Origin of the sequence: Embleya sp. NPDC020886, assembly GCF_044333915.1 — a bacterium.
Taxonomy (GTDB): Bacteria; Actinomycetota; Actinomycetes; order Streptomycetales; family Streptomycetaceae; genus Embleya.
This window is the reverse complement of record NZ_JBIRRX010000017.1, coordinates 152944-175298: the sequence shown is the minus strand read 5'-3', so window position 1 is coordinate 175298 and position 22355 is coordinate 152944. Positions and strand designations below refer to the sequence as shown.

19 protein-coding genes are annotated in these 22355 nt (G+C 71.6%); 8 read left to right on the top strand and 11 right to left on the bottom strand.

The window, feature by feature from the left end; translation table 11 throughout:
- Positions 1-185: 185 nt before the first annotated feature.
- Genes cobN through cobM form a run of 3 tightly spaced genes read left to right on the top strand, consistent with a single transcriptional unit; the run spans position 186 to position 5845 of the window.
- Positions 186-3833, top strand: coding sequence for a cobaltochelatase subunit CobN (gene cobN, locus ACH4U8_RS38950; RefSeq protein ID WP_395782861.1), 3648 nt, complete (start codon positions 186-188; stop codon positions 3831-3833).
- Positions 3826-5079 (top strand): precorrin-6y C5,15-methyltransferase (decarboxylating) subunit CbiE, encoded by a 1254-nt coding sequence (gene cbiE / locus ACH4U8_RS38945; RefSeq protein WP_395782860.1) that lies wholly within the window; start codon positions 3826-3828, stop codon positions 5077-5079. The genes cobN and cbiE overlap by 8 nt, the downstream gene beginning before the upstream one ends.
- A gap of 4 nt (positions 5080-5083) precedes the next feature.
- Positions 5084-5845: a precorrin-4 C(11)-methyltransferase gene (gene cobM / locus ACH4U8_RS38940; protein WP_395782859.1), complete on the top strand. Its 762-nt coding sequence runs from the start codon at positions 5084-5086 to the stop codon at positions 5843-5845.
- A 26-nt stretch (positions 5846-5871) separates the two neighbouring features.
- Here the strand turns inward: cobM and ACH4U8_RS38935 are convergent, their stop codons facing one another.
- Positions 5872-6969 carry a cobalt-precorrin-5B (C(1))-methyltransferase gene (locus tag ACH4U8_RS38935; RefSeq protein ID WP_395782858.1) on the bottom strand — a complete coding sequence of 366 codons (1098 nt, stop codon included), beginning with the start codon at positions 6967-6969 and terminating at the stop codon, positions 5872-5874.
- A 119-nt stretch (positions 6970-7088) separates the two neighbouring features.
- Here ACH4U8_RS38935 and ACH4U8_RS38930 point away from each other — a divergent pair, with 119 nt between their 5' ends.
- On the top strand, positions 7089-7838 hold the full coding sequence (locus tag ACH4U8_RS38930; RefSeq protein ID WP_395782870.1) for a cobalt-precorrin-6A reductase: 750 nt from the start codon (positions 7089-7091) through the stop codon (positions 7836-7838).
- Between the two features lie 122 nt (positions 7839-7960).
- Here the strand turns inward: ACH4U8_RS38930 and ACH4U8_RS38925 are convergent, their stop codons facing one another.
- The 3 genes from ACH4U8_RS38925 to cobG form a co-directional block, all read right to left on the bottom strand.
- Positions 7961-9505: a precorrin-2 C(20)-methyltransferase gene (locus ACH4U8_RS38925; protein ID WP_360309821.1), complete on the bottom strand. Its 1545-nt coding sequence runs from the start codon at positions 9503-9505 to the stop codon at positions 7961-7963.
- 97 nt (positions 9506-9602) lie between these two features.
- Positions 9603-10229: a precorrin-8X methylmutase gene (locus ACH4U8_RS38920; RefSeq protein WP_395782857.1), complete on the bottom strand. Its 627-nt coding sequence runs from the start codon at positions 10227-10229 to the stop codon at positions 9603-9605.
- On the bottom strand, positions 10222-11547 hold the full coding sequence (gene cobG / locus ACH4U8_RS38915; RefSeq protein WP_395782856.1) for a precorrin-3B synthase: 1326 nt from the start codon (positions 11545-11547) through the stop codon (positions 10222-10224). Before cobG ends, ACH4U8_RS38920 begins: the two co-directional genes overlap by 8 nt.
- Here cobG and ACH4U8_RS38910 point away from each other — a divergent pair, their 5' ends adjacent.
- The gene (locus ACH4U8_RS38910; protein WP_360309815.1) at positions 11548-12030 is read left to right on the top strand and encodes a Fur family transcriptional regulator; all 483 of its coding nucleotides are present in this window, start codon (positions 11548-11550) and stop codon (positions 12028-12030) included.
- A 37-nt stretch (positions 12031-12067) separates the two neighbouring features.
- Here the strand turns inward: ACH4U8_RS38910 and ACH4U8_RS38905 are convergent, their stop codons facing one another.
- From ACH4U8_RS38905 to ACH4U8_RS38895, 3 genes are all read right to left on the bottom strand, one after another.
- Positions 12068-12283: a hypothetical protein gene (locus ACH4U8_RS38905; RefSeq protein WP_395782855.1), complete on the bottom strand. Its 216-nt coding sequence runs from the start codon at positions 12281-12283 to the stop codon at positions 12068-12070.
- Between the two features lie 152 nt (positions 12284-12435).
- Positions 12436-13155 carry a polysaccharide deacetylase family protein gene (locus ACH4U8_RS38900; protein ID WP_360309811.1) on the bottom strand — a complete coding sequence of 240 codons (720 nt, stop codon included), beginning with the start codon at positions 13153-13155 and terminating at the stop codon, positions 12436-12438.
- A gap of 224 nt (positions 13156-13379) precedes the next feature.
- Positions 13380-14888, bottom strand: a complete 1509-nt coding sequence (locus tag ACH4U8_RS38895; RefSeq protein WP_395782854.1) for an MFS transporter — start codon at positions 14886-14888, stop codon at positions 13380-13382.
- 95 nt (positions 14889-14983) lie between these two features.
- Here ACH4U8_RS38895 and ACH4U8_RS38890 point away from each other — a divergent pair, with 95 nt between their 5' ends.
- Positions 14984-15658, top strand: a complete 675-nt coding sequence (locus ACH4U8_RS38890) for a TetR/AcrR family transcriptional regulator (protein WP_395782853.1) — start codon at positions 14984-14986, stop codon at positions 15656-15658.
- Between the two features lie 90 nt (positions 15659-15748).
- On the opposite strand, the gene ACH4U8_RS38885 is transcribed toward ACH4U8_RS38890, so the two are convergent.
- The 4 genes from ACH4U8_RS38885 to ACH4U8_RS38870 all read right to left on the bottom strand — a co-directional run bounded on the left by ACH4U8_RS38885 (position 15749) and on the right by ACH4U8_RS38870 (position 18868).
- Positions 15749-15979, bottom strand: coding sequence for a hypothetical protein (locus tag ACH4U8_RS38885; protein WP_360309805.1), 231 nt, complete (start codon positions 15977-15979; stop codon positions 15749-15751).
- Positions 15980-16151: 172 nt separating this feature from the next.
- Positions 16152-17303, bottom strand: a complete 1152-nt coding sequence (locus ACH4U8_RS38880; RefSeq protein WP_360309803.1) for a cytochrome P450 — start codon at positions 17301-17303, stop codon at positions 16152-16154.
- Positions 17304-17433: 130 nt separating this feature from the next.
- Complete coding sequence (locus tag ACH4U8_RS38875) at positions 17434-18309, bottom strand: alpha/beta fold hydrolase (protein ID WP_395782852.1); 876 nt, start codon at positions 18307-18309, stop codon at positions 17434-17436.
- 133 nt (positions 18310-18442) lie between these two features.
- Positions 18443-18868 (bottom strand): hypothetical protein, encoded by a 426-nt coding sequence (locus ACH4U8_RS38870; RefSeq protein WP_360309799.1) that lies wholly within the window; start codon positions 18866-18868, stop codon positions 18443-18445.
- Positions 18869-19140: 272 nt separating this feature from the next.
- Here ACH4U8_RS38870 and ACH4U8_RS38865 point away from each other — a divergent pair, with 272 nt between their 5' ends.
- Both ACH4U8_RS38865 and ACH4U8_RS38860 read left to right on the top strand, forming a co-directional pair.
- The gene (locus tag ACH4U8_RS38865; RefSeq protein ID WP_395782851.1) at positions 19141-21207 is read left to right on the top strand and encodes a hypothetical protein; all 2067 of its coding nucleotides are present in this window, start codon (positions 19141-19143) and stop codon (positions 21205-21207) included.
- Positions 21204-22265 (top strand): hypothetical protein, encoded by a 1062-nt coding sequence (locus tag ACH4U8_RS38860; RefSeq protein ID WP_395782850.1) that lies wholly within the window; start codon positions 21204-21206, stop codon positions 22263-22265. Before ACH4U8_RS38865 ends, ACH4U8_RS38860 begins: the two co-directional genes overlap by 4 nt.
- Positions 22266-22355: the final 90 nt, after the last annotated feature.

The following is a 22355-nucleotide window of genomic DNA, read 5'->3' as shown; positions in this document are numbered from 1 at the left end:
GCGCTCCAGGTGACGATTTCGTCCTGCCGGCGTTCTTGCGTACACAGCTTCGACCGCTGCGGTTTCCCCGTCGGTGAGCTGCCCGCTCGCCGTCGCGGCACGTTCGGCGACGGCACCCGCGACGGCGTCGCCGTTCGCGACATCCACCTCGTGGCTCGCCACGCCGGCATCGGCGGAGGCCCCCGGTGATCCTGCTCCTGTCGACCTCCGACACCGACCTGCTCAGCGCCAAGGCGAGCGAGGGCGACTGGCGCCTGGCCAATCCGGCCCGCGTCGAGCCGGCCGACCTGCCCGCGCTCCTGGACGGCACCGACCTGGTCGTGGTCCGCCTGCTCGGCGGGCGACGCGCGTGGGAGGCGGGCCTGGACGCGCTGTTGGCCGGCCCGCGCCCGGTCGTCGTGCTCAGCGGCGAACTCGCCGCCGACGCCGCGCTGATGGAGCTGGCGACCGTACCCGCCGGGGTGAGCGCCCAGGCGCACGCCTACCTCGCCCAGGGCGGACCGGCCAACCTGACCCAGCTCCACCACTTCCTCTCCGACACGCTGCTGCTCACCGGGCACGGCTTCGAGCCGCCCGTCGAGGTGCCCTCCTGGGGCCGGCTGGACCGCTCGGCCCGGGAGATCGAGGGCCCGGCCGTGGGCGTGCTCTACTACCGCGCCCATCACCTCGCCGGGAACACCGCGTTCGTGGCCGACCTGTGCGCGGCGATCGAGAACGCGGGCGGCCGGCCGGTACCGATCTGGTGCGCGTCGTTGCGTGGCGCGGACGAATCGTTGTTCGCGGCACTGGGCGAACTCGACGCGCTGCTGGTGACCGTGCTCGCGGCCGGGGGCGCCGGTGGGGCCAAGCCCGCCGAGGTCTCCGCCGGCGGCGACGACGAACAGTGGGACGTCGGCGCGCTGGCCGGCCTGGACATCACCATCCTCCAGGCGTTGAACCTGACCACCAGCCGGGCCGAATGGGAGGCCGGCGACGCGGGCCTGTCGCCGCTGGACGCGGCCACCCAGGTCGCGGTGCCCGAGTTCGACGGCCGGCTGATCACCGTCCCGTTCTCGTTCAAGGAGACGAGCCCGGACGGGCTCACGCACTACGCCGCCGACCCCGAACGAGCCGCGCGAGTGGCCGGAATCGCGGTTCGACACGCCCGACTTCGGCACATTCCGGCCGACGAGCGCAAGGTCGGCGTGGTGTTGTCCGCATACCCGACCAAGCACTCCCGGATCGGCAACGCGGTCGGTCTGGACACCCCGGCCTCCGCCGTCGCGCTGCTGCGCGCGATGCGCGCGGCCGGCTACGACGTCGGCGCGCTCGACGGCGCCGACGCGCTGCCCGGCCTCGAACCGCCGGACGGCGACAAGCTCATCCACGCGCTGATCGCGGCGGGCGGTCAGGACCCGGAGTGGTTGACGGAGGGTCAGCTCGAAGGCAACCCGGTCCGGATCTCGGCGGCCGACTACCGCGAGCGCTACGCGAAGCTGCCGCTCGGGCTGCGCGCGAACATCGAGGAACACTGGGGCCCGCCGCCCGGCGAGCTGTACGTGGACCACTCGCGCGATCCCGAGGGCGAGATCGTGCTCGCGGCGCTGCGCGCGGGCAACGTGATCCTGATCATCCAACCGCCGCGCGGCTTCGGCGAGAACCCGGTGGCCATCTACCACGACCCGGACCTGCCGCCGAGTCACCACTACCTGGCCGCCTACTGGTGGCTGGACGCGCCCGCCGGACCGGGCGGGTTCGGCGCGCACGCGCTCGTGCACCTGGGCAAGCACGGCACGCTGGAGTGGCTGCCGGGCAAGAACCTGGGCCTGTCCGCCGAGTGCGGTCCGGACGCGGTGCTCGGCGATCTGCCGCTGGTCTACCCGTTCCTGGTGAACGACCCGGGCGAGGGCGCGCAGGCCAAGCGGCGTGCGCACGCGATCATCGTGGACCACCTGGTGCCGCCGATGGCGCGGGCCGAGACGTACGGCGACCTGACCCGGCTGGAGCAACTGCTCGACGAATACGCCAACGTGCAGGCGCTCGACCCGGCCAAGGGCCCGGCGCTGCAGGCGCAGATCTGGACGCTGATCCAGGCCACCAAGCTCGACCACGACCTGGGCATCACCGACAGGCCGCACGAGGCCGAGTTCGACGACCTGATCCTGCACCTGGACGGGTGGTTGTGCGAGGTCAAGGACGCGCAGATCCGCGAGGGCCTGCACATCCTGGGCAGCGCGCCCACCGGCGAGGGCCGGATCAACCTGGTCACCGCGATGCTGAGGGCCCGTCAGGTGTGGGGCGGCAAGGCCGCCGCGCTCCCGGGCCTGCGCGAATCGCTGGGCCTGGTCGAGGGCGGCGGCGCCTCGCGCACCGAGACCGACGACGCCGAGGACCGCGCCCATCGCCTGGTCGCGGCGATGGAGGCGGGTGGCTGGGACCCGGCCCGGGCCCTGGCCGTCACACACGAGGTGCTGGGCGCCGAATCGGCGGCGGTCGCCGACGTGTTGGCGTTCGCCGCGACCGAGATCGTGCCGCGCCTGGACCGCACCGGCGACGAGATCGGCGCGGTGCTGCACGCCCTGGAGGGCGGCTACGTCGCGGCCGGGCCCAGCGGTTCGCCGCTGCGCGGGCTGGTCAACGTGCTGCCGACCGGCCGCAACTTCTACACGGTGGACCCGAAGGCGATCCCGAGCCGACTGGCCTGGGAGACCGGACAGGCCCTCGCCGACTCGCTGTTGGCCCGCTACCGCGCGGACAACGACGGCGACTGGCCGCGCTCGGTGGGCCTTTCGGTGTGGGGCACCAGCGCGATGCGCACCAGCGGCGACGACATCGCCGAGGTACTGGCGCTGCTCGGCGTGCGTCCGGTGTGGGACGACGCGTCGCGGCGGGTGACCGGCATCGAGGCGATCTCGCTCGCCGAGCTGGGCCGCCCCCGCGTGGACGTCACGGTGCGCATCTCCGGGTTCTTCCGGGACGCGTTCCCGCACGTGGTGCTGCTGCTCGACGACGCGGTGCGGCTGGTCGCGGAGCTGGCCGAGCCGGACGAGGACAACTACGTCCGGGCGCACGTGCGCGCCGACACCGCCCGACACGGCGACGCGCGCCGGGCCACCACGCGCGTGTTCGGCTCCCGGCCCGGCGCCTACGGCGCGGGGCTGCTGCCGCTGATCGACGCGCGCACCTGGCGCGACGACGCGGACCTGGCCGAGGTCTACGCGACCTGGGGCGGCTACGCCTACGGCCGGGGCCTGGACGGGGTGTTCGCCCGCGAGGACATGGAGGACGCCTACCGCAGGATCGCGGTGGCGGCCAAGAACACCGACACGCGCGAGCACGACATCGCCGACTCGGACGACTACTTCCAGTACCACGGCGGCATGGTCGCCGCCGTGCGCGCGCTGACCGGCACCGCGCCGGCGGCCTACATCGGCGACTCGACCATGCCCGACGCGGTCCGCACCCGCACGCTCCAGCAGGAGACCGCCCGGGTCTTCCGGGCCCGGGTGGTCAACCCGCGCTGGATCGAGGCGATGCGCAAGCACGGGTACAAGGGCGCGTTCGAGCTGGCCGCCACGGTGGACTACCTGTTCGGCTACGACGCCACCACCGGTGTGGTCGCCGACTGGATGTACGAGCGGCTCGCGGGCGAATACGTCCTGGACGAGACCAACCGCGAGTTCATGCGCACGTCCAACCCGTGGGCGCTGCGCGGCATCGCCGAACGGCTGCTCGAAGCCGCCGACCGAGGCATGTGGGAGAAGCCGGAGGCCGCCACCCTGGACGGCCTGCGTGAGGTCTACCTCGACGTCGAGGGCGACCTCGAAGGCGGCGAGGACGCGGGGGATGCCTGAGCGGGACGCCCCGACGCCGACCCGGACGGTGTCCGTGGTCGGGATCGGGGACGACGGCTGGGCCGGACTCTCCGAGGCGGCCCGGGCGTTGGTGGGCGCTGCCGACGTGTTGGTCGGCGGCGCGCGGCACCTGGCCATGGTGGAGGGTGCGGCGGCCGAGCGGGTCCGCTGGCCGTCGCCGTTCTCGGTGGACTTCGTCGCCGCCCTGGCCGGGGCCCGGCAGGTGTGCGTGCTGGCCAGCGGGGACCCGATGTTCTACGGCGTCGGGGCCGCGCTGGTCCGGGAGTTGGGCGCCGAGCGGGTCGTCGTGCTGCCGGCTCCCTCGTCGGCCTCGCTCGCGTGTGCGCGGCTGGGCTGGTCGGTGCAGGCCGTCCCGGTGGTCAGCGCGGTGGGCCGACCGCTGGCCGGATTGGCCGCCGAACTGTTCGCCGGGGCGCGGGTGTTGCTGCTCAGCGCGGATGGCTCCACGCCGGGTCGGGCCGCCGCCTTGTTGGGCGAGTGCGGCTTCGGGACGAGCGCGGTCACCGTGTTGGAACACCTGGGTGGCCCGGCCGAGTCGACGTGGCGGGGCACCGCCGACGCGCTCGCGGCGGCTCCCGAGCGGCGGTTCGCGGACTTGAACGTGGTCGCGATCGAGTGCGCGGACGGCCCCGGGCTGAGTCGGGCTCCCGGTCTGGCGGATGATGCCTACGCCCACGACGGGCAGTTGACCAAGCGCGAGATCCGCGCTGTGACCTTGGCCGTGCTCGGGCCTCGTCCCGGCGAGTTGTTGTGGGACGTGGGCGCGGGCAGCGGCAGTATCGGCATCGAGTGGATGCGCACGCATCCGTCGTGCCGGGCGGTCGGCTTCGAGACCCGCGAGGACCGGGCCGAGCGGGCCCGGGCGAACGCGGTCGCGCTGGGCGTGCCGGCGTTGCGGATCGTGGTCGGTCGGGCGCCGGAGGCACTCCGCGAGCGGGTGGGCCGGGCCCCGGACGCGGTGTTCATCGGCGGTGGGTTGACCGTGCCGGGCGTGGTCGAAGAGTGCTGGGCCGCTTTGCGCCCCGGTGGCCGGCTGGTCGCGAACGCGGTGGTGGCCGAGACCGAGGCCGAGGTGTTGCGCCATCGTGCGGCGTACGGCGGGGAGTTGACGCGCCTTCAGGTCACCCGGTCCGCCCCCGTGGGCCGGTTCACCGGATGGCGGCCGGCGATGCCGGTCACCCAGTGGGTGGCGGTCAAGCCGCTTTCCGATGCGAACGAGGAGTAGTTCCATGACCGTGCACTTCATCGGCGCCGGGCCCGGCGCGGCCGACCTGATCACGGTGCGGGGGTTGCGGATCATCGCCGCGTCGCCGGTGTGCCTGTACGCCGGCGCGCTCGTGCCGCGCGAACTGGTCGAGGCGGCACCGCCCGGAGCCCGACTGGTGGACACCGCCGAGCTGAACCTGGACGAGATCGTCGAGGAACTGCGCGCCGCGCACGCGGCCGGGCACGACGTGGCCCGCCTCCAGTCCGGCGACACCTCGTTCTTCAGTGCGGTGGCCGAGCAGCAGCGCCGGCTCGACGCGCTGGGCATTCCGTGGGACATCACCCCGGGCGTACCGGCGTTCGCCGCCGCGGCGGCGGCGATGGGCCGCGAGCTGACGCTGCCCACGGTGGGCCAGACGGTGATCCTGACCCGGGTGGCGGGCAACGCGACGGCGATGCCGCCGGGCGAGGACCTGGCCACGCTGGGCCGGTCCGGCGCGCTGCTGGTGCTGCATCTGGCGGTCGGTCAAGTCGAGCGGGTGGTCGCCGAGTTGACCCCGCTGTACGGCGCGGACTGCCCGGTCGCGGTGGTCGCGCGCGCGTCCCGCCCGGACGAACTGATCGTGCGCGGCGAACTGGCGGACCTGGTGTCCCTGGTGCGCGACAACGGGATCAAGGCGGTGGCGATCATCATGGTCGGCCGGGTGCTGGGTGAACCGGGTTTCTGCGACAGCCACCTGTACAGCGAGATCCGCGATCGTGGCGAGCCGAGGCCGGTCGGGTGAGCGGCGCGGGTCCGGATCGCCGCGATCTAGGCCGGCGCGGCGCGGCCGACGATGGTGCCCGCGCGGTCGATCGCGATCACGTCGACGGTGATCGGGAGTTCGCTGCCGCGCAGCAGCGACCGGGCGGCGTCGCGGGCGGCTTCCGCGACCGCGTCGCCGAGCGGGACGTCTGCCGCCCGGGCCAGTTCGAGCGCGTGCAGGGCGGTGTTCGCGGCGCGGATGTGCGCGGCCAACGCGGCGTCGCCGCCGACCGCCGCGGCCCGGTCGGCGAGCGCGTCCAGGTTCACCTGCGAGCGACCCGAGTGCAGGTCGAGATGGCCGTCGGCGAGCTTGGAGAGCTTGGCGAAGCCGCCGGCGATGGTCAGGCGCGGGATCGGGTGCCGACGCAGGTACTTGAGCAGCGCGCCGGCGAAGTCGCCCATGTCCAACAGCGCGGTGCCGGACAGGCCGCACACCTGCGCCCCGACCCGCTCCGAGGTGGTGCCGGTCGCGCCGAGCACGTGCGTCTCGCCGGTGGCCAGCGCGACGTCGATGCCGCGCCGGATCGAGTCGATCCAGGCCGAGCACGAGTACGGGATGACGACGCCGGTGGTGCCCAGGATGGACAGCCCGCCCAGGATGCCCAGGCGCGGATTCCAGGTCTGTTCGGCGATCCGGGCGCCGTCGTCCACGGACAACTCGACCGTGACGTCGCCGGTACCGCCGTGCGCGGCGGCCACCCGGGCCACCGCTTCGCGGATCAGCTTGCGTGGCACGGGATTGACGGCGGGTTCGCCGACCGCGAGCGGGAGGCCGGGCAGGGTCACCGTGCCGACGCCGGGGCCGGCCCGGAAGGTCACCCCGGTGCCGGGCGCCGCGTGCCGGACGGTGGCCCGGATCAGCGCACCGTGGGTGACATCCGGGTCGTCGCCGGCGTCCTTGACCACACCGGCCATGGCGACCCGGGTGGGCGCGGTGAGCTCCTCGACGGCGAGCGCGAACGCGGGCGTCTGGCCGCCGGGCAGCCATACCGTCACCGGGTCGGGGAAATCGCCGGTCAACAGGGCCTGGTAGGCGGCGGTCGTCGCGGCGGTCGCACACGCGCCGGTGGTCCAGCCGCGGCGCAGACGATCGGGGCCGGTCATCGGTCGAGGAGCCAATCGTGAGCGGGTCGAGCGGGTCGAGCGGATCCGGTGGACCCGGCGGAGCGGAGGCATTCACCGAGGCGCCCGTCCCGCTCGCCTCCCGGGCCGGGGCGGGCCGCGTGGTGTTGTTGCTCGGCGGTACCGCCGAGGCGAGGGTGCTTGCCGCGCGTCTGGTCGACGTACCGGGGCTGTGTGTCGTCTCGTCGCTGGCCGGGCGGACCAGCGCACCCGTGCTGCCGGTCGGCGAGACCCGGGTGGGCGGCTTCGGCGGCGTGCCCGGACTGGTCGCGTGGTTGCGGGCGCGCGGCGTCGCGGCGGTGGTCGACGCCACCCACCCGTTCGCGGCCCGGATCTCGGCGAACGCGGTCGCCGCGTGTGTCGAGGCGCACGTCCCGCTGCTGCGCCTGCAACGGCCGGGATGGACGGCCGTGCCGGGTGACCGTTGGTATCCGGTCGACTCCGCGGCCGAGGCCGCGCGGGTGTTGCCCGGCCTGGCCCGGCGGGTGTTCCTGACCACGGGTCGCCTGGAGACCGCGCCCTACGCCCACCTGGACGACCTGTGGTTCCTGCTGCGCAGCGTCGAGCCGCCGACCGGAGCGCTCCCGCGGGCCTGCGAAGTCCTGTTGTCCCGGGGCCCGTTCACCGTCGGGGACGAGATCGCGCTGTTGCGCGACCGGCGCATCGACGCGATCGTGACCAAGGACAGCGGCGGCGCCCTCACCGCGGCCAAGCTCACCGCAGCCCGGGAGCTGGGCCTGCCGGTGGTGCTGATCCGCCGTCCCCGGGTGTGCGCGCCGGAACAGGTCACCGACGCGGCAGCCGCCGCGCGGTGGGTCCTGGACGGGTCGGCCGCGGCGGCCGGGACGTGAGTCGCGCACGCCACTCACTGTGACATACGACCGTCGCGCGTCGATCTCGGCGCCTCGACCGGGCCGCCCCGGCCGTGCGGGGGCGACCCGACCCGGGATCGTCGTCGACACGGCTCGGGCCGTCAGGCCGGGTAGCGTCGCGGCGTGTACACGCCGGTGCCGCCGTCCGGCCGGGGGTAGGTGCGGGTCTGCGACGAGCCGATGATCAGCAGCGTACGCATGTCCACCAGCTCCGGGTCCAGGTCGGCCAGCCGGACCACGTGCACCGACTCGGTCGGGCCGCCGACGTCGCGGCCGACCACGACCGGGGTGCCCGGGGCGCGATGCTTGAGGAACAGGTCGCGGGCGTCCGCGACCTGGGTGCGCCGGGTCTTGGAGGCCGGGTTGTAGATCGCGACCGCGAGGTCCGCCTCGGCGGCGGCGGTCAGCCGACGCTCGATCACGTCCCACGGCTTGAGGATCGCGGACAGGCTGATCACACAGAAGTCGTGACCCAGCGGTGCCCCCGCCCGCGACGCCACGGCCTGCATCGCGGACAGCCCGGCGACCACCCGGACCGGGACCTCGGTCGCGGTCTCGTGCGCCGCCTCCAGTACGGCGGACGCCATCGCGAACACGCCCGCGTCGCCGGAGGAGACCACCGCGACCCGGCCGCCCGCCTCGGCCAACGCGATGGCGTGCCGCGCGCGTTCGGCCTCGACCCGGTTGTCGGTGCGATGGCGCTTCTGGCCCGGGCGGGGCTGGACGCGGTCCACGTACGGGCCGTAGCCGACCAGGTGGTCCGCGGCGGCGAGGGCCGCGTGCGCGTCCGGGGTGAGCCATTGCGGACCGGCCGGCCCGAGGCCGACCACGTCGATCGAGCCGAGCTCGCCGGTGGGTTCGGGCAACACGTACGCCGGCTCGGGCGCGCACGGGGTGCGGTTGGTGGCGAACTCGCCGCCGGGGGCGGCGGACGGGGTGATCACCAGGGAGAAGTACGGCACTTCGTCCGGAACCACGTCGGCGAGCGGGCGCACCTGCTGCCGATCGGTGGTCGCCCGCTCCACGTACCACGTGCGATCGGCCAAGCCGGCCTGCTCGAACGCATCGCGTACGGCCGGGAAATGCCGCTTGCCGAGCTTGATCACCGCGGCCGAGTCGGTGGTCCGCAGCCGCGCCGCGAGCACCTCGGGCGGCAGCGTGCCGGGCAGGATCGTGAGCACCTCGTCGTGTTGCACGAGCGGCCGCCCCAACACCGCCGCCGCCCCGCTGACCGAGGTCACCCCGGGCACGACCTCGACCGGGTAGCGGTCGGCGAGGCGTTCGTGCCAGTACATGTACGAGCCGTAGAAGAACGGGTCGCCCTCGCACAACACCGCGACGTCGCGACCGGCGTCCAGATGCGCGGCGATCTCGGCGGCGGTCGAGTCGTAGTAGTCGGCGAGCGCGCCGTCGTACCCACCCGGGTGGTCGGTGCTCTCGGTGGTCACCGGGTATTCGAGCGGGAGGCGCAGCTGGGTGTCGCTCAGATACGGCTCGGCGATGGTGATCGCGACGCCGCGCGCACCCTTCTTGACCGGGTAGGCGACCACGTCGGCCGAGGTGATCAGGCGATGTGCCTTGAGGGTGATCAGCTCGGGGTCGCCCGGGCCGAGGCCGATGCCGTACAGGCGGCCGGTGGTGGTCACGCTGCGCTCCTGGGGGATGGGTGCGGGGTGCGGGTGTGCGGTGCGGTTCGGGGCTTTCGGCTCCGGAATCCGGGCGGACTCCGGTTCGGCGCCGCGGCTATTCCTGTTCGCTCGCCAGGGCGTTCAGGGCGGCCGCGGTCATCGCGCTGCCACCGCGGCGGCCGTGGACGACGAGGTAGGGAATGCCGGCGGGGTGTTCGGCCAGGGCCTGCTTGGACTCGGCCGCGCCGATGAAGCCGACCGGGATGCCGATGATCGCGGCCGGGTGCGGCGCGCCCCGGTCGATCAGTTCGAGCAGGCGGAACAGCGCGGTGGGCGCGTTCCCGACCGCGACCACGGCACCGGCGAGGTCGTCGACCCACAGGTCCACGGCGGCGGCGCTGCGGGTGGTGCCCTGCTCGGCGGCCAGCACGGGCGTCCGCGGATCGGTGAGCAGACAGCGCACGTCGTTGTCCTTGGGCAGCCGCTTGCGGGTCACCCCGGAGGCCACCATGTTGGCATCGCACAGGATCGGCGCACCGGCCCGCAACGCCTCGGCCCCGGCCCGGGCCACCTCGGGATGGAAGCCGACGTCCTGCGGCAGGTCGGTCATGCCGCACGCGTGGATCATCCGAACGACGACGCGCGAGACATCCTCGGGAAAGCGGGCCAGGTCCGCCTCGGCCCGGATGGTCGCGAACGAGCGCCGATAGATCTCGGCACCGTCCTTGATCCAGTCATCCACGTCGGCTGCTCCTTTGCCCGAGGGGGTGGTCGTGTGGCGGGTGGGGCGGGGTGGTTTCGTAGGTGCCGTCCTCGCGGGCGACCAGGAGCGTCGCGCCGGCGGGCTTGCCGCAGGCCCGGGAGCAGCCGACCCAGTGGGTGTCGGCGCGGTCCGGGGCGGCGTCGGGGGAGCGGCGGCCCAGGGCGTGCCGGGTGGCCTCGGTGCGCACGTCGGCCAATGCTCGGCGGCATGCGCCCAGGCCGCTGCACGCGGTCACGCCGCGCCACGGGGAGGCGGGGTCGCAGGGGAGGTCGGCCGCTTCGAGGGCGGCCAGGGTCGCGTCCGGGTCGGTCACGTCACGAAGCACGACGCCTCGACCGCCGGTGATCCGCAGTTCGGTCCGCAGCGCGATCAGGGCAGCCAGGTGATGCTGCGTCAGGCGGCCGAGTGGCACCAGGGCTCCGACGGCGAAGCGGCCGTCGGATTGGGCGAGTACGCCGATCGGCGGTCGGCCGGCGTCGGCTCGCCGGGATCGGGCGGGGCCCGCGGGAGCGTGGTCGGGCAGGCCGGGATCGGCCGCGAGGTCGGCGGCGAAACGGGCCGCCCCGTCGGGGAGTTCGCGGACGTGCCAGGCGCCGGATCGGGCGCGGGCGGCCAGGAACGCGCGGGCCGTGTGCACGACGGCCGCCGGGGCGTCGGCGGGGCCGAAGCGCCGGGTCGTGTCGTGGCCGGCGACGTGCAGCGCGAAGGTGTGCTCGGCGTGGGCGACGAGGTCCAGGTCGTGCCGGGCCGAGGCGATCGGGAGCCCGCCGTCGTCGATGCCGATCAGGAAGCGGCCGGAGAGGGCGGTCAGGTCGGGTGCGGCGCACAGGGCCCGGTCGACGGCGGCGAGTACGGCGTCGGCGTCCAGCAGGGCGTTCGGATCGCGGCCGGCGAGGGGGCTCGCGAGGATGTTGCGCACGCGGTCGTGGCTGCGCGAGGGCATCAGACCGGCCGCGGCCACGGCGTCGGCGAAGGCGGGCAGGTCGGCCTCGGCCAGGCCGCGCAGCTGCACGTTGGCGCGTGCCGTCAGGTCGACCGAGCCGGTGCCGAATCGCTCGGCCAGGACCGCGAGTTCGCGAATTTGGGCCGGGTCGAGCCGGCCGCCCGGGAGGCGTACGCGCGCGATCAGGCCGTCGTCGGCCGGCGACGTGTCCACGACTCCGGGGCAGGCGTCGTCGCGCTCCCGGACCACCACCGCACCCACCGTCCTTCGTCGTCCCTGGATGTCTCGTATCGCCGTCGCCGGCCCGGCACCCCAGGTCGGGCTGCCCACCGGCCAGATGCGACACTGTTGCATATGGACGACGGTGTGCAGCACCCCACCCCCGACCCGGTCGTCGAGGCGGTGCGGCAGATCCGCGCGCACGGCGAGCGGGTCACGGTGGCGCGCACCGCGGTGCTTCGGGCACTCGCGGACGCCGACGAACATCTGAGCGCCGACGCGATCTTCGCCGCGGTCTCCCGCGCGGCGCCGGGCGTGCATCGCACCACCATCTATCGCGCGTTGGACGCGCTGGAGCGCCTCGACCTGGTCGCCTTCACCCGGCTGCGGCACGACGCGGCCACCTACCACCTGGCGGGCCACCTGGTGGGCGGCACGCACGTGCATGTGCGCTGTCGCGTCTGTGGCACGGTCAGCCACGCGCCGGGCGACCTGCTGGACGGGGTCGCCGCCCGACTGGCCGGCGAACAGGGCTTCGCCCTCGATCCGACCGCGGTCGCGCTGACCGGCCGCTGTGAAACCTGCACCAAGCGCGCCGAGGCATTCGCCCGCGGGTGACCGGATGCTCCGGGCCGCGTCGCCCGGGTCGGACCCGCTACTCCATGCGCTCGTCTTCGGCGATCTCCCGGTCGTCCACGTTCCAGGAGATGGCGATGCCCCCGGCGACATGGATGACGGGGAACAGGGACCAGGAGCACCAGCCCGGCAGCCAAACCTGGGTGGCCGACATCAGGACTATGACGACGGCCAGGACGAGCCAGGTGTGCTTGGCGCCGAAAACGGTGCGCAGACGTGCCCGATGGCTGGACATCGACTCCCCGGAGACACGGATGTCGCTTGTGGCCGAATTGTCGGTGTGCCGGCCGACACCGACACCCGGAAGCCGATCCGCGCCTCAGCGGGCGGGGGTGATGCCTGCGGCGTGGGGGCAGGAGCCCGAGGCGCGCCGCAGGCCCGGTCGGGTCAGGGCTGGACGAAGCGGTAGCCGCTCGTCAGCAGTCGGGGCAGCCACACTTCGAGTGCGGCCACCGTCTGCTCGCGGTCGCCGCCCGCGTCGTGGTTGAGGATGATCGAGCCGGTCGTGGTCGCGGCCAGCACCCGCTTGACGATCTCGGGTGCGCCGGGCCGCTCCCAGTCGCGCGGATCGACGGACCAGCCCAGCGGGTTCAGGCCGTTCGCGCTCAGCACGCCCATCACCTCGGACGACCACCGGCCATACGGCGCGCGGAACCAGTCGACCCGAAGGTCCGGCAACACGCGGCCGATCGCGCTCAGACCGCGTTCCACCTCCTCGGCGACGGCGGTCGGCGAGAGTTGTTGCAGATCGGCGTGCGACCACGTGTGGCCGGCGATCGCGTGGCCTTGGTCGTGGATCGCGCGGAGCAGTTCGGGGTGCCGCTCGACCTCCGTACCCACCACGCAGAACGTGGCGGGCACGCGGTATCTGCGCAACACCCGCAGCACCTGCGGGGTGTACTCGGGATGCGGACCGTCGTCGAAGGTCACCGCGATGCGCCGCGGCCCGGCCTCGACCTCGCACACCGGTTGTCGGACGAAGGCGGGGCGGGGGGCGGGCTGTCCGTCGGTCGCGACGGCGGACGGGGTGGCGAAGGTCAGCAGACCGAAGGTGGCGGCGGCGCCCATCAGCAACGTACGGCGCGACGTGGCAGAGGTGGTGTCCATGCCGAGTGTCTTGCACATGTCCGGGACCACGATCGCGAGGACACGCACGACTCGGCCGGAGTTCACCGGTTCGGCGGACCCGAGCCCCGGGCCGGCCTCGCCCCGCTCTCGACGGCGCTCGCCCCGCTCTCGACGGCAGGCGACTCGACTTCGAGGGCAACCGACTCGGGCCCGGTCGGTGCGCCGACGTGGCGCACCGACCGGGCCCGCACCTTCGGTCGGACCTACTTGCGACCGGCGTGGTGTCGTCGGGTGGCCACGCCGACCACGATGCCCAGGAGGGCCGCCACGCCCATCAGGCCCGCCTGGATCTCGAAGGCTCGGCTGAATCCCTCCACCGCGGCCCGTTCCTTGAGCACGCCGGCGGCGATCCGGTCCTTGGTGTGGTTGGTCGCGATCGTGACCAGGACCGCGATGCCGATCGCCGCGCCGATCTGCTGACAGGTCGTCACCATGGCCGAGGCGACGCCGCCTTCGCCCTCGCCCGCGCCGCCGGTCGCGGTGTGGATGATCGCGACGAACGCCACGCCCAGGCCGAGGCCGGTGACCACCAGCGCGGGCAGCAGGTGCCAGGTGTACGAACTGTGCTCGTCCAGGCGGCTCATCAGCCACATGCCGCCCGCGGCGATTGCCGGTCCCACGCTCACCGGCAGCAACGGACCGCGTTTCGCGATCAGTTTGGTGGATATCGCCGCCCCCAGGCCCATGCCGACGCTGAACGGCAGGAACGACGAGCCGGTACGCATCGGGGACCACCCCTGGACCCGCTGCATGTACAGGGTCAGGAAGAAGAACATCGCGAACAGGCCACCGGCCGCGACCAGTACCAGGACGTCCGCCAGGACCAGATGCCGCATCCGCAACAACGCACGGGGCAACAGCGGTTCGGCCGCCGTGCGTTGGCGCAGCGTGAAGCCGAGGGCGAGCAGCGCCGCGACGGCCAGGCCAAGCAGGGTCCGGGTCGAGTCCCACGGGTGCGTATCGGTCTCCACCACGGTGTAGACCAGCGTCAGGACGGCGGCGGTCCCGATCGCCGCGCCGGCGAAGTCCGGTACACGGCGCACCGCTTCGCGATCGTCCGGGCCGATCACTCGGGGCAGCGCGAGCAGGGCGACGGCACCGATGGGCAGGTTGATCAGGAAGATCCAGCGCCAGTGCGTCCACTCGACGAGCGCGCCGCCGAGCAGCAGTCCGGTGGCCGCGCCGAGTCCGGTGAGCGCGGCCCAGGTGCCGAGTGCGCGGGCTCGCTCGGCCGGTTCGCGGAAGCTCGCCAGCAGGATGGACAACGCGGCGGGGGAGAGCAGCGCGCCGGCGATGCCCTGCGCGGCCCGCGCGCCGATCAGCACACCGTCGGTGGGCGCGATCCCGCAGACCGCCGAGGCCAGGACGAACAGCATCAGGCTGATGCCGAACAGGCGGCGCCGGCCCAGCAGATCGGCCAGGCCGCCGCCGATCAGCAGGAAGCCGCCGAAGGTCAGGAAGTAGGCGTTGGTGACCCAGGACAACGAACTCTCGGTGAAGTGGAGATCGTCCCCGATGGTCGGCAGCGCGACGTTGACGATCGTGTCGTCGACCAGCAGTACGAACTGGGCGACGCAGACGAGCAGCAGGACGAGCTTCGGGTTCACCGGGCGGCCGGGGGAGAGGGCCGCAGCGACGGCGTCGGACGCGTCGGAGGGGTTGGCGCGGGCCCCGATCGTGGACTCGGTGGCGGGTATCCCTGAGGAAGCCATCGGATGTTCCTACGTTCGTAGAAGTAAGTTCTATAGTTGTAGAGAATATTTCTACAGGCGTCAAGCTCGGGGATAAGCTCGGGGATACTGGAGACATGCCGCACGTGAACGATCCCGACAGCACTCCGTCCGAACCCCACGTCGTGACTTCGGCCGCACCGGTCACACCCGACGCGCCCGCCCCGGTCATAGGCTCCGGTCGGGTGGACCGGCGCACGCTGATGCTGGACGCGTCGATCCGGGTGCTGGCCACCCACGGTCTGCGTGGGCTGACCCACCGCGCGGTACAGGAGGAGGCGGGGCTGCCCAACGGCTCGGTCACGTACTACTTCAAGACCCGCGATCAGCTCATCCTGGCGGTGGTCGAACGGATGGCCGCGCTGGATCGCGAGTACGCGGGCCAGGTCACCCACGAGCTGATGCGGATGACGGCGGTCCGGCCGATCGTGATCGACTACGTGGAGCTGGCCCGGTTCATGCGCGTGTGGTGGGATGCGACGCGCGACGTGCAGTTGGCTCGCCTGGAGCTGGAACTCGCGGGCGCGCGCGAGCCGTTGGTGCGCGAGGCGCTGATCCGGTGCCAGGCCGAGTTCCGCGGCCTCGCGGAGGTGATCGCACTGGCGATGGGGTCCACGAACGCGCCCCTGGACGGGCACGTCATGCTCGCGCTGCTCCAGGGGGTGCTGTTCGACCACGTTACGAGGGACGACAACGACCCGCAGGTCCTGGAGGTCGGCCTGCGGCGGGTGATCGAGTCGGTGCTGCTCTGACCCGCGCCCGGGGAGTTCCGGGCGCCGGGGGTGCCCGGAGCGTTCGGCGCTGTGGGCAAGTCGGGCGCGCGGGCCCGGGTGCGCCCGAGGTCAGCGCTTGTGGACCGGCGTGTCCGAGTCGTGGACCATGTTCGTGATCCGGCTGACGCCGTCGACGCGCTCGGACAGCGACGGCAGGATGCCGAGTGAAGGTCCGACGACCAATGCCACGATCATCAGCGCGCACATCGCGGCGGCCTGCGTGGTGCGGCGGGTCCACCAACGCACGCCCGGCACACGGTGCTCGTGCACATGCGTGGCAACCGCTCGACGAACAGACATCTGCTCCGACTCCCCATCCGTTGCACGCCGCCCTTCGACGGTCGTGGCGTCGCACCGTCGATCCCCTGTCGTGCTGCCTACACTGTCGTGCTTTTCGGCCCGGACGTCACGGGGTAACCGGCCGCCGGACCGGGTTCGCACACAGTTGTGACAGTCGGCCGTTCGGGCGCGGTCAGTTGCCCGGTTCGACCGGCAGGGAACCCAGGCCGCGAACCCGGACCGAGGGCTGCCAGGAAATCGGCGCGTACCGGCGTGCCTTCGGGAAGCGGGTCAGGACGGTGCGGACCGCGAGTTCGGCCTCCAGACGGGCCAGCGGCGCGCCGATGCAGTAGTGGATGCCCTGGCCGAAGCTCAGGTGGCGGGCCGGATCGGGGCGGTCGAGCCGGATCCGGTCCGGGCGGGCGTAGCGGCGCGGGTCGCGGTTGGCCGCCGCGATGGACAGGAAGACCGTGTCGCCGGCCGGGATGGTGACGCCGCCGAGTTCGACGTCTCGGAGCGGGAAGCGGCGGATCGCGAGCAGGGCCGGCGACATGTGCCGGGCCACCTCCTCGACCAGCACCGGAATCGCCGCCGGATCGGCGCGTAGCGCGTCGCGCAACGCCTCGTCCTCGATCGTCGCGTACAGGGCACCGGCCATCAGATTGCTCGAGTTTTCATAGCCTGCGAAGAGCAGCAGGAAGGCAAGCGAGGTGAGTTCGTCCTCGCTCAGCCGGTCGTCGGCGTCCCGGGCGGCGATCAGCGCGGACAACAGGTCGGGCCCGGGGTCGGCGCGCTTGGCGGCGAGCAGCGCGACGAAGAACGAGTACATCTCGCGCACCGTCGAGCGGATGCCCTCGCGAGTGGCGTCCGCGCCCAGTACCGCGTTGGTCCAGGTGCGGAAGTCGGACCGGGACTCGACCGGGACGCCGAGCAGTTCGCAGATCACGCCGACCGCGAAGGGCGATGCGAAGTCCTTGACCAGGTCGACGCGTTCGCGGCCGGCCAACTCGTCGGCCAGGGCTTCGACGGTGCGTTCGAGCCGGGGGCGCAGGTCGGCGGTGTGTCGCGGGGTGAAGGCTTGGCCGGCGAGGCGGCGCAGGCGGGTGTGGTCGGGCGGGTCCATGTTGAGCAGGTTGGCGTCCAGGGCGGGCGGGAGTTCGAAGCCCTTGTAGCCGCCGGGCTTGGCGTGCCGTTTGTCCAGCGAGAATCGGGGGTCGCCGAGGGCCGCCTGGACGTCCGCGTGCCTGGTGACCAGCCATGCGGGGCTGCCGTCCGGCGCGACGATCGCATGCACGGGGCCGGCCTCACGCATCCGGGCGAAGACACCGTGCGGGTCGTGGGCCATGGCGCGGGCGACATCCACCGGGAACCGCTTTCGTTCGGCAACAACGTGTTTGCCAACCTATCGCCCACTCGCCCCGCCACGCGGCACCTTCCCGCCCTTGGCCGCCCCGTGCCCCGCTCGGCGGTCGCGATCAGCCGCCGGTGCCGACGCGGGTGAGGAAGTCGGCGATCAGCGGGGCGATTTCCGGCAGCTTGTCCTCCAGGGCGAAGTGGCCGGTGTCCAGGATGTGCACCTCGGCGTCGGGGAGGTCGGCCAGGTAGGCGTGGGCACCGGGCTCCGGGAAGAAGATGTCGTTGCGGCCCCAGAGGATGAGCGTGGCCGGGCGGTGTTCGGCCAACCAGGTCTGCCACTTCGGGTAGAGCGCGACGTTGGTGTGGTAGTTCAGCGCCAGATCGACCTGGGCCTCCTTGCGCCCCGGCCGGTCCAGGAAGTGCTGGTCCAGGGTCCAGCCGTCGGGGGCCACCAGGGTCGGGTCGGTGGTGCCGCCCTCGTACTGGCCCCGGGTGACCGGCAACACCAGGAGCTCGGCGGCCTGCTCCCGGGCGCCCGGCACGTCGGGGGTGAGCGCGACGAAGCCGCAGGCCATCTCGGACAGACCCTCGTCGTACGCGTTGGCGTTCTGCACGATCAGCCCGGCCACCGCCGCCGGCCGCCGCTCGGCCAGCCGTAGGCCGACCGGGCCACCGAAGTCGAAGGTGTAGAGCACGTACCGCTCCAACGCGAGTGCGTCCACGAACCCCTCGACCACATCGGCGAGCCGCTCGAACGAGTACTCGAACCCGGCCGGCACCTCGGTGTGCCCGAAACCGGGATAGTCCGGCGCAACCAGCCGAAAGTCGTTGCCCAACACATCCATCAGCCGACGAAACTGATGCGACGCCGACGGAAACCCATGCAACAACAGCATCGTGGGCGCATCCACGGGCCCGGCCTCCCGATAGAACACCCGAACCCCGTCAACCTCCACAAAACGATGCACAACCTGGGGAACGGCGGCGATACCCATGATCTCTACCTTCTTCGGCGGGGTGCTGAGTCAGTTCTACCGCCCGTCGTACTAATGAGTCAAACTGATTCTATGCATTAGATGCTCGCCTCAGGGGGTTGGTCGACGACGGCTCCTCGTGCCGGCGGGCGGCCTATTGCATGGACCGAGTGACGTTGGCCTCCGTGTGATCCCAGTTGTCCGCCGCTTTGCGGACCCGGGTCACCCGCTCCTGCATGTCTTCGAGCAGATGGGTCAGCTTCTCCGTCCAACGATCGTGTACGTACTGGACGGCTTTGGTGACCTCCAGATTTCGACCCACCGCGGCGTGATCGGTCCCGCCTCGGAGCGAGTTCTGAACGCTGCCTTGGACCTCGCCGCGCAGTTGCTCCAGTCGGGTCGCCGAGGTGTCGAGTACGCTCGCGTCGACCCGGACCGATCCGCCGCCGCCCGGGTCGATCGTTGACTGGAGCCGGGTCGCCAGTGGGTCGGTGGGCTTGGCTTCGGGCGGTGCGGGTGCGGCGGAATCCTGGTAGCGCCAGGGGTTGATGATCATGTCCATGCTCTCGCCGCCGGCCATGAGAACTCTTTTCGTGATCGGGAAAATGGATCGGCCCGACAGGGCCACGAAACGCGACCGAGCATACTTGCGGGCGAGCCCTCGAAAACAGAAATGGATCATTCCGCAAAAGCAGCCTGCCGGATGATTCGGACTTTTTGCATTAAATGTTATCGGCTATATCGAGTGGGTGCATATTTCGCCGGAGGCGGATCGTCTCGACTGCTAATCTCGTCGCCGTTCCGGGCGGTCGGCGCGGAACGAGTGGCTCATGAAGTCGGGAGATTGTTTCCGTGACGTTGACCATCGAGGATCTCGAAGCTTGTTCACCGGACGCGCTCGATGCCGTCGCCGCTTCCTGGGAACAACTGAGCGCGGCGATGAACGGGCGCCGGGAGTCGGTGGAGCACGAGGTGATCGGCCCCTTGCGCGGCGGCGGTTGGGACAGCAACGACGGTCGTCGGGCGGTGGAGCTCATCGGCTATGTCGGTGCCCAACTGGAAGCCATCCGAGCCGAGTCCGGGGCGATGGCGTCGATCGCTCGGGAGGCCGCAGGCGAATTGCGGGCGGCACAGAACGCGGTCCGGGATGCGCTCGAAGCCGCCCGCCGCAGCAGGATCACCCGCCATCCCGACGGCCGCCTCACCTGGCAGGCCGATACGGACAGCGAGCACGCCTCACTCGAATCGCAGGCCAAGGACATAGCCGCTCGCATCGCCGCCGCGCTGCAGAAGGCGACCGACGCCGACGTTGTCGCCGCCAATACGATGCGCAAGAACGTGGATTTCGGCCCCAAGGACGACTTCAACGCCCGTGCGCTCGGGGGAGACTCGACCGCCGATGCGATGCGCGCCACCGAACTCCTGTCCAAGCTCGACACCGGGAAAGTGAACGCGCAGGATCTCGCCTTCCTGGAAACCCTGCTCAAGCAGAATGGCACAAACCCGGGTTTCGATGCCGAACTCCTGAGAATGCTCGGTCCCGGACGCCTGCTCGACGCCACCGAGAAACTGGAAACTCTCGGCGGCGCGGGCGGCCCGAAGGCGACGCGCGAAACGGCCAGGCTGATCGAGGGGCGGGTCAGGGGTGCGCTGTCCACGGCCGGCGCGGAACTGGCGGGCGACGCCGAGTGGATGCGGCGTCTCAAGGAGGCCGGGCGCGAGGTGGAGCAGACCACCGGAGGGCCCGGCAATGGGTCGGTATTCGGATATCAAAAGCTCGATCGGCTACTGCGGGAGGGCACGTACGACACCAAGTTCCTGGGCGCGGTGGGCGAGGACCTGTTGGCCTTCGACAAGTCGATGAACAACGGTCAGGGGTGGGGCTCGGATCCGGCCCGCGACCCGGTCAACGGGTTCCTGGTGACCCTTTCCCACAATGCCGACGCGTCGACGGACTTCTTCACCGGCCCGAAGGGCAAGGCACACGTGGAGCAGATCGGCTTCACGCACGCCCTCGTCGATCCGCTGAACCCGGTCGACCGGGAACGCCCCCACCTCGACGCGTTCGGCGACGCCCTCGTTGCGGCGACCACGGGTCGGCTCACCACACCGGCCATGGCGGGCGTGGTGGAGAACGTGATGAATACGCTTGGCGCCAAGGGCGCCCCTGCGATCCTCGGTGAGTCCGGCGCTTTGCGTGGGAGTGTGACCGAGATCCTGGCGAAGAATTCGGAATCATTGCATCTTGCGCTGACTCAGGAAATGGATACCAAGGACACGAACGCAATTCCACGCGCCAGCCCGATCGCGAATATTCCGCGCGAGGCCATGCGAAATGTGCTCTTGGGGCTGGCCGAGGATCCGGCGAACATTACGGTGCTGAGGGAGACCGAGGAAAGATATTCGCGCGCTGCGCTCAGTCTCATTGCGGGAGACTCGCCGACGGCGGACATCAATCGGGTACAGTCATTCGCCCACGACGCCGGTGAAGCCTACGGTTTCCTGGACTCGGTGGTCGCGAAAGACGTGCTGGACCGAGCTGCCACGGACGACAAGATTACCGGCGAAGCCGATAAGCGCATCGAGCGGTGGATCGGCGCGGGAGCCAACGGCATTTCCGCAGGCGCGGTCTTCGCTGCCGCGGCGGCGACGAACGCGCCTGCGTACGGCCTCGTGGCCACGCTCGCGACAACCGGCGTGAACGTGCTCGTCGGAGAGTTCTTCCAGGCGCTTCCGCCCGACGCCAGTGATCGCGCCGGGGAAGAAGTGCACAATACCTATGTCAAGGGACAGACTCAGGTGGAAAAGGTGATGAAAGCCTGGATGGACGAAAATCCGGGCTACTCGCAGGCGAATCTCGTCAACGAGGCGGGAGACGGCTACACGAGCATCATGCCGACGGAAGTCTCGGTTCGATGAAGGCGTTTCAGGGTCGCCGACGCGGTGTTCTTGCGCTCGTCGGGATGGTGATCATCGGGCTGGTTGTGGGGCTGGCCGTGTTCTTGTCGACGCGGACCACGTCCGATCGGCCGCAGAGCTACTGCTGGGGCTTGCTGCCCGCCGACGAGTTGGCGGCGTTGCTGCCGCCGGGAGAGTACAAGGGTGGATCGGGGAAGGAGACTCTTCGCTATCCGGCTGGGACGGGCGACTCGTGCCTGGTGGAGACGGATATTCGGGGCCGACCGCTATCATTGCTCGCATTCCGGTACGTACTTGCCAAGGACTACCAGTCCACCGACCAGCACTACGGCCTCGGTGCCCAGGTGTCGATCTCGACGCCGCTGGGGGATGGGCTGATCGGTACGGCCTCGGATCTCGACGGATGGCTACGGGTTCCGCCGTGCACGGCCGATGGGGAGGTGTGGTTCGCCCGACTGGTCGCCGAGGATCTGCGCATCGTCAAGCCGCGATTGCCATATCCGCGATTCGGAACCCCCGGCCGGGACCGGAACCGGGAGCGCATTGCCTCGACGATGGTCGCGTTGGCCAACTCCGCCCGTCGGAAGGCGGGTTGCACGATGCCGGAGTTGCCGGCGCCCGCTCGGCGGGGCGAGGTGGTGCCGACCGCGTTTCCGCAGGGGGCGACATTGTGTGGAGTGCCGGTTGCCGGGCTTGATCTCGGCGCGCACCCCACATGGGTCGAGCGCTGGTCGGGGCGCGATTCCGGGTGGGAGGAGTGCGTCGTCGCCGAGGATGGGAAGCCGGATGAACTGCCGGCGTTTCGGTTGCAAGCGCGTCGAGGGGTGCTCGCCGACCTCGACTACGCGCAGATGGCGACGGTGTGGACCGCGGGACGGATCGAGGCCGCCCCGACCGGCAGCGGACAGGGCGTGAGGTACTACGCCAAGTGCTCGACCGGGAGCGTGAACTACCTGCTGACGATCAAGTCCGGGGCGTCGTTGCCGGCCTCGGATGCCATCTTGCGCGCCGTGCTCGCCGCAAATGCCGCGCGCGACGGTTGTGGGCCGCCGGGCTGAGGGTTCGGACGGCTTCGTCGAGCGGGACGCCGATCCCTGAGTCATACCGAAATCGATATGCAGCACAGTCCAAAGAGTATTGGACGGGCA

What these genes read in the sequence shown, in the direction of transcription:
- cbiE (WP_395782860.1), top strand. Translation starts at nt 3,826, where the DNA reads ATGCCTGAGCGGGACGCCCCGACGCCGACCCGGACGGTGTCCGTGGTC.
- cobM (WP_395782859.1), top strand. Translation starts at nt 5,084, where the DNA reads ATGACCGTGCACTTCATCGGCGCCGGGCCCGGCGCGGCCGACCTGATC.
- ACH4U8_RS38935 (WP_395782858.1), bottom strand. Translation starts at nt 6,969, where the DNA reads ATGACCGGCCCCGATCGTCTGCGCCGCGGCTGGACCACCGGCGCGTGT.
- cobG (WP_395782856.1), bottom strand. Translation starts at nt 11,547, where the DNA reads ATGCAACAGTGTCGCATCTGGCCGGTGGGCAGCCCGACCTGGGGTGCC.
- ACH4U8_RS38910 (WP_360309815.1), top strand. Translation starts at nt 11,548, where the DNA reads ATGGACGACGGTGTGCAGCACCCCACCCCCGACCCGGTCGTCGAGGCG.
- ACH4U8_RS38905 (WP_395782855.1), bottom strand. Translation starts at nt 12,283, where the DNA reads ATGTCCAGCCATCGGGCACGTCTGCGCACCGTTTTCGGCGCCAAGCAC.
- ACH4U8_RS38900 (WP_360309811.1), bottom strand. Translation starts at nt 13,155, where the DNA reads ATGGACACCACCTCTGCCACGTCGCGCCGTACGTTGCTGATGGGCGCC.
- ACH4U8_RS38895 (WP_395782854.1), bottom strand. Translation starts at nt 14,888, where the DNA reads ATGGCTTCCTCAGGGATACCCGCCACCGAGTCCACGATCGGGGCCCGC.
- ACH4U8_RS38890 (WP_395782853.1), top strand. Translation starts at nt 14,984, where the DNA reads ATGCCGCACGTGAACGATCCCGACAGCACTCCGTCCGAACCCCACGTC.
- ACH4U8_RS38885 (WP_360309805.1), bottom strand. Translation starts at nt 15,979, where the DNA reads ATGTCTGTTCGTCGAGCGGTTGCCACGCATGTGCACGAGCACCGTGTG.
- ACH4U8_RS38880 (WP_360309803.1), bottom strand. Translation starts at nt 17,303, where the DNA reads ATGGCCCACGACCCGCACGGTGTCTTCGCCCGGATGCGTGAGGCCGGC.
- ACH4U8_RS38875 (WP_395782852.1), bottom strand. Translation starts at nt 18,309, where the DNA reads ATGGGTATCGCCGCCGTTCCCCAGGTTGTGCATCGTTTTGTGGAGGTT.
- ACH4U8_RS38870 (WP_360309799.1), bottom strand. Translation starts at nt 18,868, where the DNA reads ATGGCCGGCGGCGAGAGCATGGACATGATCATCAACCCCTGGCGCTAC.
- ACH4U8_RS38860 (WP_395782850.1), top strand. Translation starts at nt 21,204, where the DNA reads ATGAAGGCGTTTCAGGGTCGCCGACGCGGTGTTCTTGCGCTCGTCGGG.